The organism is Nitrosomonas ureae (assembly GCF_001455205.1).
In the GTDB taxonomy this organism is placed as follows: Bacteria; Pseudomonadota; Gammaproteobacteria; order Burkholderiales; family Nitrosomonadaceae; genus Nitrosomonas; species Nitrosomonas ureae.
In genome coordinates this window covers 1,314,379-1,327,323 of record NZ_CP013341.1, presented here as the reverse complement: position 1 = coordinate 1,327,323, position 12,945 = coordinate 1,314,379, and the positions used below count along the sequence as shown (strand labels likewise).

The window sequence follows — 12,945 nt, the reverse complement described above, 5'->3', positions numbered from 1 at the left end:
ACAGATGCATCATAAATAGAAACTGGTGCTGAATGAAACCCTGGAATTAACTTGCGTCCTTAAACAGAAAAAATGCCATGAACCAATCTTTACTTTCATTTCTAGCGTTCTTGCCGCTCATGTTGGCTGCGGGACTACTGGTTGGATTCAACTGGCCCGCACGGCGCGCCATGCCGCTGACGTTTATCATAACCGTTATGATCGCATTGATTGCCTGGGAAATGCCGCTCAATCGGGTAATCGCATCCGCCTTGCAAGGTTTGATTCTGACAGGGTCTATTTTATGGATCATTTTTGGCGCCATTCTCTTGCTCAATACACTGAAGCATTCCGGTGCCATTACTACGATCCGGCGAGGCTTCTCTGATATCAGTCCCGATCGCCGCGTGCAGGTAATTATCGTTGCCTGGCTGTTCGGCTGTTTTATCGAAGGTGCTTCGGGATTTGGTACACCGGCAGCCATAATTGCGCCTTTGCTGGTTGCTCTGGGTTTTCCGGCGCTGGCAGCAGTCATGGCAGGAATGATGGTGCAATCCACCCCGGTATCATTCGGTGCCGCTGGCACACCGATTGTTGTGGGTGTAACGGGTGGATTGGACAAGACAAGCATCAGCGGGCAATTAATCGCGGCGGGTTCGGTCTGGGAGGATTTTTACCGCCTGATTACATGTGAGGTTGCCATAATCCACGCCATAGCCGGTATATTGATGCCGCTGTTGATGTGCATGATGTTGACGCGTTTTTTTGGACGCAACCGATCATGGTCGGAAGGGCTTGCGATCACACCCTTCGCCATTTTTTCCGGGCTCGCATTCGTCATACCGTATGCACTGGCCGGTATATTCCTGGGGCCGGAATTTCCATCGATTGTCGGCGCGCTGATCGGATTAGCCATTGTCGTGCCTGCGGCTCGAGCCGGATTCCTGGCACCCAAACAGCACTGGGATTTTCCTGCCGCCAGAGATTGGCCCGCAGAATGGATCGGCAACGTCGAAATCCAACCAGAAAACTTAACTGCAAAATCGACAGTTACAATTATGTCGGCTTGGTTGCCCTATGCACTGCTAGCAGCCTTGTTGATGCTATCCCGGATCAATATCGAAGTAAAAGCGTTCTTGAGCCATCATCTGACCTTGAATTGGACGGATATACTGAATGAAAAAGATATTTCCGGAAGTATCCAATTCTTGTATTTGTCCGGAAGCATTATGATGTTCGTGGTCTTGGCGACATTCTTTCTGCATCGCATGCAATTCAGCGCACTCAAAGCTGCGGCCACAGAATCATCGCGTACCTTGCTCGGGGCCGGGTTCGTATTGATTTTCACCGTACCGATGGTGCGTATTCTGATCAATTCCGGCGTCAATCTGGCCGATCTGCCAGCCATGCCGCAAGTGATGGCACAGTGGATTGCCAGCAGCATGGGAGGCATTTATCCGTTCTTTGCCCCATCAGTGGGTGCGCTGGGCGCGTTTATCGCCGGTTCCAACACCGTATCCAATCTGATGATGGCGCAATTTCAGTTCGATACCGCGCAATTAATCGGTGTATCCAGTGCCTTATTGGTTTCCGTACAAGCGGTTGGCGCCGCTGCCGGTAACATGATCGCCATCCACAATGTAGTTGCAGCATCCGCCATAGTCGGCTTGTTAGGATACGAAGGAAGCATCATCCGCATGACCATTATTCCGACATTGTATTATTTGATCACAGTTGGCATCATCACATTGATCGCAATCCACGCCATAGGTATAACTGATCCACTCTTGTGACAAAATCACCGGCGTGTCATAACTAATTTTGCATCAATGAATTACATGCTTCCCTTGCGTTCCTTGTAGTATGCCGTTAACCGCCGCCCCGCAGACAGAGATTTTTTCGCTGTGATTGATTAGCTACAAAACCATTCGAAAAGGAAAGAAACTGATATCATCTTTGCATCCGAAAACGGTCAGCTTGAAAACTTACCCCGTAATTCCGGATTCTGATTATTAATCGGCTTCTGCTTTACCATAGAAGGGTGTAGGCAAATAGCCCTATACCTGAAAAATATTTTATTTATTCAATCAATTCACATTTACTTGTGAAGCGACGCTTGTTTCTTCACAGCTTTTAACACTATGGATTTAATCACCCAAGGATTGCTTGGCGCCACGATGGCACAATCGGGTGCCAAGCAACAGGAAACGCGTATGGCAACCGGTATCGGTTTTCTGGCCGGCATTGCTGCGGATGCTGATATTCTGATTCAGTCCGAGAATGATCCGCTGCTAAATATCGAATTTCATCGCCATTTTACCCATTCCCTGTTTTTCGTACCGCTGGGTGCCTTGATTGTAGCGCTCTTGTTATGGCCGTTTTTGCGCCAGCGCTTGGCTTTTGCTCGTTTGTATCTATTCACTTTTCTCGGATATTGTTTAAGTGGTGTGCTGGATGCGTTCACCAGTTACGGCACGCATCTGTTATGGCCATTAAGCGATGAGCGCATGGCGTTGAGCATCATTTCAGTCGTGGACCCGGCTTTCACTCTGATTCTGCTGATCGCCGGAGTGATGGCATACCGGAAATACAGTCATACAGCAGCCCGCATCGGATTGCTACTCGCGGCGGTCTATTTATCGTTCGGCTGGATGCAGTTGCAACGCGCAGAAACTGTTGCTGAATCATTGATTGCGGCAAGGGGGCAACAAGCAGAACAATTGCTGGTAAAGCCAACGCTTGCCAATTTACTGCTATGGCGCTCAATCTACGAGTTTGAAGGCAAATTATACGTCGACGCGATTCGTGTCGGCCTATTTTCCAAGCCGCGCATTTATCCGGGCGAATCCATTGAAAAATTTGTTTTGGAACGTGATTTGAGCACACTGCCGCCGGCTTCGGTACTGGCGCAAGATGTTGCACGTTTCAGTCATTTTTCTGCCGGGCTGCTGGCAATTCGTCCGGAGCAACCTAATGTACTCGTCGATGTACGCTATTCGAATTTACCGATGACGCTGGCACCGCTCTGGGGTATCGAGATCAATCCGGAACAACCGGATCAACACGCAAAATATATGCTTTATCGCGATTCATCCCGTGCCACGCGGGAAAAATTTATCACACTGCTGCGAGGCGGACATTTATTAGATTGAATCCATTACATAAATATTACGCTGCAAGCTTATGCTTAAAGAAATAAACACGATTCGATGGCTTAAGCACCTTTTCCTTGGCATTGTTATCGGCTTGACAGGAGCCATTGTCCATCTATCTCCTGCAGGATTATGGATGGAAGAGAAATTTGGTTTGTACTGGTTGTTCCATTTACGTGGAACCGTCGCGGCACCGGACAATGTCGTCGTCGTTGCCATTGATCAACCTTCTGCATCCCGGTTTAATTTACCGATGACTCCACAATTATGGCCACGCGAATTACATGCACAGCTTATTGAGCAATTAATCCAGGCTGGAGCAAGTATTATTGTATTTGATCTTATTTTTGACACACCCAGCGCAATAGCTGCGTATGATCAGAAGCTGGCGCTGAGCATGAAAACGGCAGGTAACATCGTACTGGTGGAAAGATTAGTCTACGAAGATAGCGCGCTCTCCACGGATGCAAACGAGAAAAATTATAATCGGATGGTTAAGGAAGGACCTATACCGCTGCTACCGCTTATTGCTGACGCTGTCCAGGCTCATGCCCCTTTTCCTTTACCTAAGAAAGAGAGAGTCAATCATTATTGGGTGTTTAAAACCGATGCCGGCGACATGCCCACGATACCCACTGTCGTTCTGCAAATTTTTGCGCTACCGCTGTATGAAGATTTTATCCGGTTATTACGTACTGTTAATCCAGCTTATGCAGCGCAGCTGCCCAATAACAAAAATATGGCAGATATTGAAGATTTAATTTTCACACTGCGCGATCTCTTTCTAAATGACCCCGACCTTGCCCATCGCCTGAAGACTGAACTCAATCGCGATGCAAATCTGAATTCCATTCAAAGAAATACGCTTCACGCACTTCTGAATGCATACTCCGGAAACGACACCCGTTACTTGAATTTTTATGGCCCGCCGCGCAGTATCCAAACCATACCTTATCACCAAGTTTTATATCCTGATGAAAATAAGATCGCCGGACAATCCAGAGCAATGAATTTTCAAGATAAAGTGATATTTGTCGGTTTCTCTGCGGCTACTCAACCGGAACAAGATATTGTGCGGGATGATTATCACACCGTTTTCTCAAACCCCGATGGACTTTATATTAGCGGCGTCGAAATAGCGGCCACGGCATTTGCCAATTTGCTGGAAAACAAACCTATCAGAACCTTTCCCCTCATGGGCAGCGTGGGCATTTTATTTGTATTAGGCCTTGGATTGGGTATCGTTTTTATGCTCTTATCTAATCAAAGTGCTGTCGTAGCCAGTATTGCGCTGGTTCTTCTCTATGCAGGCAGCGTCTATTATTTCTTCAAGGAACTGAGTGTCTGGCTACCCCTTATCAATCCAGTTTTTCTGCAGCTGCCCCTGGCTTTCTTTGGAGCGATAACACTCAAATATGACGAAGAAAAACTTGAAAGTCAGCAACTGAAAAAAGCTTTTGGCTATTTCCTTCCTGATCGTGTCGTTAATGATATTGTTAGAAACTCAGGCACCATGGCACTGAATAATCAACTCGTGTATGGTGCCTGCCTTGCTACTGATGCCGAAGCCTACACCGCACTGGCGGAAAAAATGGAGCCGCAACAACTCGGTCAATTGATGAATAGCTACTACGCTGTCTTATTTGAACCCGTAAAGCAGCATAATGGCACGGTATCTGACGTGGTTGGTGATGCCATGTTGGCGATATGGGCCAAAACTTCGGCCAGCTCCGATTTGCGCAAAGATGCTTGTCTCGCTTGCCTGGATATCGCTGCCGCCATTGAACGTTTTAATCACACGCCTAACCAGCCACACTTACCTACACGCATGGGACTGCACTTTGGTGAAATGTTACTAGGCAATATTGGCGCGCTGCATCATTTTGAATACCGTGCCGTGGGAGATATCGTCAATACCACCAGCCGCATTCAGGGGGTCAATAAATACCTGGGTACCCGCTTGCTGGTATCGGGCCAGGTGATCACGGGCTTAGACGAGTTTCTGATTCGCCCGTTGGGAGATTTTCTCCTGACCGGAAAATCCACACCGGTTAACCTGTTCGAGCTTATCGCACACAAACAATCAGCCAGTCAGATGCAGTTGTGGCTGTGTGAAACATTTTCCTGTGCGTTAAAGGCTTACCAGGATCAACAATGGACTGAGGCTTGTGATGGCTTGTATAAAATCCTGGATATGATTCCAGACGATGGTCCCTCAAAGTTTTTTTTAAACCTTTGCAAGAAAAACGAATCCGTCCCGCCAGTCGATTCATGGAATTCAATCATTCGTATTGAAACCAAGTAACCGGAATGATTACATCCCAAAACCTTAATTAGCAGTACTGGATGCTTCTTTCATATGATCAAACCCCTGTTACAATCTTGGGGGACGAGTATGGATGCTTACAACTCCGGAGCGTTCATCAGAGGTACGCCAGAATCTGGAGCCATCATAGAACATGACAATCAAAATATTCCGGATAATTGATTCCGGGCTTAATTGCCGGAATATGTCGACCATCTTACAGTTGGCATTTTTCTTCCTGATATTCCTGAGCCACGTAAATAGCACACATGCAGCTGAAACCTGCGAATCAGAGGTAGCCCGGTTAATCTCGGCTCAGGGGATCATAGAATTACGTCGCGCCAATAAACAAGCTTGGCAAAAAATAGCCATGCACGCGGTTATTTGCCAGGGAGATACTATCCGCGCTCGTTCACACAGTCGCGCCGCACTGTTGCTAAACAACGCCAGCGTGGTAAGGTTGGATCAGAAAACAAGCATGGCATTTCCCCAGCCAGAAAATGACAATGAGCCTTCATTACTGGAATTATTTGCCGGTGTCATTCATGTCATTACCCGCACACCCAAACCATTTAAAGTTAGAACACCTTTTCTCACCGGTGGTGTTGAAGGTACTGAATTTCTTGTCAGTGTCGACGAAAATAGTACCCGGATGATCCTTTATGAGGGAAAAATAACGGCCACCAACGCTCAAGGAATCCTTGCACTTGCCAATCATGAAGCTGCAATCGCTAGCCGTAATGCCGCACCACACAAAATAAGCATTATTAATCCAGTGGATACGGTGCAATGGGCTTTGCACTACCCAACCATTATCCATGCTCATCTCCCACAATTAACCCCACTCTCTGCGCTGCCGGAATTAAAGCAATTCATTGAATTCTATCGGCAAGGAAAAGTTTCCGAAGCCTTGTCCTTACTGGATGGCATTGAATCACCCGATTACTCTGACCATCTGTCGCTCTACCGCGCCAGTCTTTTATTGGCAGTCGGTCAGGCCAATGAAGCCAAAACAATCATTGAAGAAGTGCTATCAAAACAACCTGATAACAGCGAAGCCTATGCTTTGCTGGCTTTGATCGCAGTGGTTCAAAATAGCAAAGAACAGGCACTCGAATTAGCCACGCATGCGCACGCGCTGAATACCGACTCTACATCAGCAATGCTTGCGCTTTCATATGCTCAGCAAGCGCATTTCAGAATCGAAGAAGCCTTGGCCAGCGTTCTGCAGGCAACAACGATAGAACCCGAGAATGCTTTGACATGGGCACGCCTGGCTGAATTGCACATGTCCACAGGTGATTTGGATCGCGCATTCAAGGCGGCGCAACAAGCTGTCAATTTAAACCCTGATGTGGCCAGAACACAGACGGTTCTGGGTTATGCATACTTACTGCAATTTCATACCCAACGCGCACAAACGGTCTTCTCTCAAGCCATTCTATTGGATCAGGCGGATCCTTTACCAAGACTGGGCATGGGATTGGCGCTGATACGCGAAGGCAAGCTCGAAGCGGGCCGCATTGAACTGGAAATCGCTGCAAGCCTGGATCCGGCCAATTCGCTCATACGTAGCTATCTGGGCAAGGCTTATTTTGAAGAAAAACGCTACCCTCAGGCCAGCGTCCAATTCGATCTGGCCAAGGAGCGTGACCCGCAAGATCCTACCCCCTGGCTTTATGATGCGATTCAAAAGCAAACTCAGAATCGACCGGTGGAAGCATTGAAGGATATCCAAAAATCAATTGAATTGAACGACAATCGCGCAGTTTATCGATCCAGATTGTTGTTGGATGGTGATGAAGCCGCGCGTGGATCAAGCCTGGCAAGAATTTTCGAGAATCTCGGATTTGAAAAACGCGCGCTGATGGAAACCGCAAAATCCCTGAGCTTTGATCCGGGAAATCATTCGGCGCATCGTTTCTTGTCCGATGCCTATGTCAATATCCCACGGCATGAAATCGCCCGTGTCAGCGAGTTACTGCAAGCGCAATTATTGCAGCCAATCAACGTCAATCCGGTGCAACCGCACCTGGCCGTCGCGGATCTCAATATCATTACAGGAACTGCGCCTTCGGCTATCGGCTTTAATGAATTTGCCCCGCTCATGGAACGCAACAAACCTCAGTTTGTCGCTTCCGGAATTGTGGGCAGCAACGGTACGCTTGGAAATGAAGTGGTTGCTTCTCTCCAACGTGACAGAGCTTCAATCGGCTTGGGACAATTTCATCATGAGACGGATGGATTTCGCCCTAACAATGACCAAAAACATAATATTTACAATGCTTTTTTTCAGTACGCCTTAACTCCCAAGCTGAACATACAAGCCGAGGCTCGTTCGCGTGCATCTGAACATGGAGATATCCAGCTGAATTTCTCAAAGTTTGGTGAAGATGGATTGAACGGCAGATCGTTTTACCGCAGGGAGCTGAATGAGCAGGTTGCACGATTCGGTGCAAGATACACGATCACTCCCAATCAGGAATTACTGTTTTCTACCAAGTATATTGACCGTGATGAGGAAATCGCTTTCAGCAGGAATGAAAACCCTCTCACGCTCAATTTGTCCGGATTGCAAACCGAAGCACAGCATTTATTCCGGGCCAGGCTCTTTAATTCAATCATGGGGGGAGGGACTTACGATTTCGGGAGCATTTATGACCGCAATACAGTCTACGCCTATACCAATACGCACTTACTCACAAATCTCACGACTACCGTTGGATTGAGCTACGATACATTTAGCAGCACCGTCAATACCCAGATAGACAAAATTAATCCTAAGATTGGTTTACAGTGGGATATCACTGATTTTTTCAGATTAAGAGCGGCCTGGTTTGAAACTACAAAATCCCATATCATCGCGCAGCAATCATTGGAACCTACGCAAGTGGCCGGTTTCAATCAATTCTTTGATGAGCCGAATGGGACTAGAGCGCGACGCATGGGTATCGGTTTTGATACTCGCGTTGCGGATAAACTGTTCAGTGGTTTCGAAGCATCCGAGCGCGATGTAAAAGTACCTTCAGCACCTGCAAGCGAAGAGGTTTTATCGAAACAAAATGAACAACTCTATCGCGCCTACCTTTACTGGTTATCTCACACCCTTTGGGCTATACGGGGCGAGTTTCAATACGAAAAGCTCGCGCATAATGGGGCAAATATCATCACTAATCCGGATCGGATCAAGACAGTCAGCACCCCATTCAGTATTGAGCACTTTCATCCAACCGGCTTGTTTTCCAGATTCACCACAACTTTTGTCAAACAGGATCTATTTCTTCATGGTGATTATGGTCGAATCCGAGATCCTCAGAAGACTGCTTCAGGAATTGATTCATTTTTTCTGCTGGATTACATGATTGGTTATCGGTTTCCCAATCGCAGAGGAATTCTGAGTTTGGAGGGAAAAAATCTGCTGGATGAGGAGTTCTATTATAGAAATAGTTATCTTAATCTATCCGAGCCTGTTAACCCGATTTTTCTTCCAACGCGCACGGTCTTTCTTAAGTTGACTATGAATTTTTAGCAAGAATATCGATTACTCGTGTATTATTTTATTAAAAGCGAATAGCTATGGGATCTCTGAATTCTTAAACTATTTTTCCAATTTGAAAGGAAGTTTATGGCAGTAACCGGACATACCACATTTGATACCTCCGTTAATCCTGTTAAATGCTGCGCACATATTGAGACTACGCAGCCTGGCCAACCCGCGACGGATATTCACGTCTATGCGAATGCAAATACTGCCATCCAGTATCAAAATACCTGGTATTTTTTCTCCTATGATCCCACTCAGGCAAAACCTAAACGTTGCTGTGTTTACTATGCAAAGCAGGTAATTATCGGCGGAACGATAAAATATATCAAAGACAGTAATCGTCTATTGTTTTGCGAAGATAAAACCCCGCTATAGTGCATAGTCATCGTATGAGACCGGTCATGAAAATAGTCCAAGGCTCATGATTTCTCAAAATATCTTTCTCTTCGTAATTTGAATTCACTACGCGCAATAGCCTGTTTACGTGTGGGGAATACCACATATAATCGAGAAGAAAAACGCTAACATCCTCACCGTGTAAGTTTCACTGTTCTTCTAAAGTTACAACGGAACACTCCTTGCATCAATTCTTCTGAGTTGGCAAATTGATCGCGTTTGTTTGTAATGTATGGGAATATAAAATAAGATCAATCAAGAATGAACATATGCTGCCCAGGCTTGCTCCGCCGGCGATTTGGAAAAGCATCCGGCTTGATGCTTATACTGACCACGATACTCTTGCCTTTGAGCCATACCGGTTTGCTGCATGCCTCAGCAACGTGTACAGTGGAAACTGCCCACGCTCGCATCGTATCCGTACAGGGGGTGATCGAGATCAAGCGCATTCAGGAAAAAGCGTGGCAATCGGCCAGCATGGATACACTGCTGTGCGGCGGTGACATGATCCGCTCCAGATCCCACAGTCGTGCAGGGTTGCGGCTCAATAACGATAGCATGCTTAGGCTAGATCAGAAATCCAGTATTATTTTTCCCGCAGTGCAAGAAGATAAAAATATCTCACTACTAGATTTTATCGAAGGTGCAATTCATATCATCACGCGAACACCGAAACCGTTCAGAATCAGAACCCCCTTTGTTAACGCGAGTGTGGACGGAACTGAATTTCTGGTCAGCGTACATGGTGACGATGCAGAAGTTGTGGTCTACGAAGGCAAGGTATCCGTCAGCAATGATCGGGGTCAGCTGGCACTTAATGATCATGAAGCGGCCACTATCCACAAAGGTCAGGCACCGCAAAAAGAAATCATAATCTTCCCCATCGATGCGGTGCAATGGGCATTGCATTATCCGACTATCTTGGATTACTGGCAGGATCGTGGCATACAAGGTATCGATGCATTAATTCATCAAGCGAGTCAATTGCTCAATACCGGGCAGGTGGAAGAAGCTCAGACAATCATCCAGCGCGTACTGCAGCAAGAACCGGACAACAGTGATGCCTATGCCATACTGACTGTCATCGCTGTAGTACAAACTAATAAAGATCAAGCACTCAGGTTGGCCACCAAAGCGGTTACCCGCAATCCGGAATCGGCCGCAGCGCAGTTGGCGCTTTCCTATGTCCAGCAAGCGCATTTTGAGATTGAAGCTGCACTTAAAAGTGTACAACAGGCTATGCTACTGGATCCGCGGCATGCGCTGGCCTGGGCGCGCATTGCAGAATTACAAATGTCGCTCGGTGAACTAGAGCAAGCCAGGCAAGCCGCGCAACAAGCAGTCAGACTCAATCCTGCTTTGAGCAAAACACAAACGATATTAGGCTTTGCACGGTTATTGCAACTGGAAACACAAACGGCAAGAGCAATTTTTCAGCACGCGATCGAACTTGATCAAACTGATCCGATGCCCAGGCTCGGGCTTGGTATCGCGCTGATTCGTGAAGGCGATCTCGAAGCAGGACGCATAGAACTCGAAATCGCCGTCAGTCTGGATCCGGCCAATTCGTTGATGCGCAGTTATTTGGGTAAAGCGTATTTCGAAGAAAAACGCTACCCGCTATCGAGCACACAATTTGATCTGGCCAAAGAACGTGATCCGAAAGACCCAACCCCGTGGCTCTATGACGGTATCCAGAAACAAACCCAGAATCGACCGGTAGAGGCACTCAGGGATATCCAGAAATCGATTGAACTGAACAATAACCGTGCGGTGTATCGCTCCAAGTTCCTGCTTGATCGCGATGAAGCGGCCAGAGGCTCCAGCCTGGCGCGCATCTTTGAAAATCTGGGATTTGAAAAACGCGCCATTATGGAAACGGCAAAATCGTTGAGCTTCGATCCGGCTAATCATTCGGCACACCGTTTCTTATCCGATACCTATGCCAATATTCCACGTCATGAAGCTGCTCGTGTCAGTGAGCTGCTGCAAGCGCAATTGCTGCAACCGATTAATGTCAATCCCGTTCAACCGCACATGGCGGTAGCCGATCTTAATATCATTAATAATACAGGCCCATCGAATCCCGGATTTAACGAATTCACTCCTCTGATGGAACGCAGCAAAACGCAATTGGTCACGTCTGGTGTAGTCGGCAACAATAGTAGCTTGGGTAATGAAGTGGTATTCTCCAAGTTCAATGAGCGCACTTCGATCAGCCTGGGCCAATTTCATTATGAAACCAATGGCTTCCGCACCAACAACGATCAGAATCATGATATTCTCAATGCTTTCGTTCAGCATGCGTTGACGTCCAAATTGAATCTTCAAGCTGAAGTGCGGACACGTTCGACCCACCATGGTTATTTGTTGCAGGATTTTGACAGAGACTCTGCTGATCCTAATGCACTGCAAAATCGATGGCGCAGAAATATCAACGAAGATACAGTACGGGTGGGCGCACGATACGATTTGTCACCCAATCAAAGTATCATTACCTCCAGTCAATATTCTGATAGGAAAAATGAGAGTCTTGGTGAAAGGGTATTAAAAACTAATTCTGAAAAAATAGAAGGATATCAAACTGAAATTCAATATCAATTTCGCAGCTCGTGGTTTAACTTACTCGCTGGCTCCGGTGTTTATCGTTTAAATGTTGACCCTACTATTGAATTACATTCATCAGTGAATACAATTCAATGTTGTGAGAACTTTGGTAGAAACAAAACAAATGGTTATGTATATTCGAATTTGAATCTTCATCCCGATTTAAATGCGACGGTGGGGTTTAGTTATGATTCCTACAAAGAAAGAGAATATACAATTGATGGATTCAATCCAAAATTCGGATTGCAGTGGAACGTTACAAACTATGTGCGATTACGTATGGCATGGCTAGAAACAGTTAAAGCGCCACTTACCGCTCATCAAACCATTGAGCCGACTCAGATCGCCGGATTTAATCAACTGTTTGACGATTTTAATGGGACTAAATCCCGCCGTATCGGTATTGGAATAGATACTCATTTTCGGGATAAATTGTTTAGCGGATTTGAGATCTCAGATCGGGATTTAAGTGTTCCTATTCATTTACCAACAAGCGTCAGTCTTTATGATCAAAAAGAATCGTTAATTCGGGCTTATTTATATGGACTACTTCATAAACGCTGGACAGCAAGAAGTGAAATTCAGTTTGAAAAATTTTCCCGGAATGAGATTAATGGCAACCCTCATTTAATCGATACGCTGACTCTCCCGACAGGAATCGATTATTTCAATCCAAACGGTTTTTTCGCCAACTTGACCGGAACTTTTATTCACCAAAAAGTAGATCGAACAGGAAAACAAGACAATGAAGGTACCGACAAAACTTTCCTGGTTGATGCATCGATTGGTTATCGACTTCCCAAACGCAGAGGAATGGTTAGTCTGGAAGCCAGAAATCTATTTGATGAGTTTTTCTTATACCGTACCACCAATTTTATAACCCCGGAGCAGGTAGGCCCACGCTTTATTCCAGAGCGAACAATTTTTGCACGAATTACTTTAAATTTTTGAAAGGAGAGGTA

The 12,945-nt window shown here is 46.2% G+C and carries 6 protein-coding genes; all 6 read left to right on the top strand.

The window, feature by feature from the left end:
- The first annotated feature begins 77 nt into the window (after positions 1–77).
- The 6 genes from ATY38_RS06100 (at position 78) to ATY38_RS06075 (ending at position 12,934) form a co-directional block, all read left to right on the top strand.
- On the top strand, positions 78–1,772 hold the full coding sequence (locus tag ATY38_RS06100) for an L-lactate permease (RefSeq protein WP_062558528.1): 1,695 nt from the start codon (positions 78–80) through the stop codon (positions 1,770–1,772).
- 348 nt (positions 1,773–2,120) lie between these two features.
- Positions 2,121–3,131 carry a metal-dependent hydrolase gene (locus ATY38_RS06095; protein WP_062558527.1) on the top strand — a complete coding sequence of 337 codons (1,011 nt, stop codon included), beginning with the start codon at positions 2,121–2,123 and terminating at the stop codon, positions 3,129–3,131.
- A gap of 31 nt (positions 3,132–3,162) precedes the next feature.
- Entirely contained in the window at positions 3,163–5,436 is a 2,274-nt protein-coding gene (locus ATY38_RS06090; RefSeq protein ID WP_062558526.1) for a CHASE2 domain-containing protein, read from the top strand.
- 154 nt (positions 5,437–5,590) lie between these two features.
- Entirely contained in the window at positions 5,591–8,965 is a 3,375-nt protein-coding gene (locus ATY38_RS06085) for a TonB-dependent receptor domain-containing protein (protein ID WP_235590404.1), read from the top strand.
- Between the two features lie 96 nt (positions 8,966–9,061).
- Positions 9,062–9,355, top strand: coding sequence for a lipocalin/fatty acid-binding family protein (locus ATY38_RS06080; protein WP_062558524.1), 294 nt, complete (start codon positions 9,062–9,064; stop codon positions 9,353–9,355).
- A 339-nt stretch (positions 9,356–9,694) separates the two neighbouring features.
- Positions 9,695–12,934 carry a TonB-dependent receptor domain-containing protein gene (locus ATY38_RS06075; RefSeq protein ID WP_235590403.1) on the top strand — a complete coding sequence of 1,080 codons (3,240 nt, stop codon included), beginning with the start codon at positions 9,695–9,697 and terminating at the stop codon, positions 12,932–12,934.
- The last annotated feature ends 11 nt before the right edge of the window (positions 12,935–12,945 follow it).

Coding starts and splice junctions, on each gene's coding strand:
- ATY38_RS06100 (WP_062558528.1), top strand. CDS start 78: ATGAACCAATCTTTACTTTCATTTCTAGCGTTCTTGCCGCTCATGTTG.
- ATY38_RS06095 (WP_062558527.1), top strand. CDS start 2,121: ATGGATTTAATCACCCAAGGATTGCTTGGCGCCACGATGGCACAATCG.
- ATY38_RS06090 (WP_062558526.1), top strand. CDS start 3,163: ATGCTTAAAGAAATAAACACGATTCGATGGCTTAAGCACCTTTTCCTT.
- ATY38_RS06085 (WP_235590404.1), top strand. CDS start 5,591: ATGACAATCAAAATATTCCGGATAATTGATTCCGGGCTTAATTGCCGG.
- ATY38_RS06080 (WP_062558524.1), top strand. CDS start 9,062: ATGGCAGTAACCGGACATACCACATTTGATACCTCCGTTAATCCTGTT.
- ATY38_RS06075 (WP_235590403.1), top strand. CDS start 9,695: ATGCTTATACTGACCACGATACTCTTGCCTTTGAGCCATACCGGTTTG.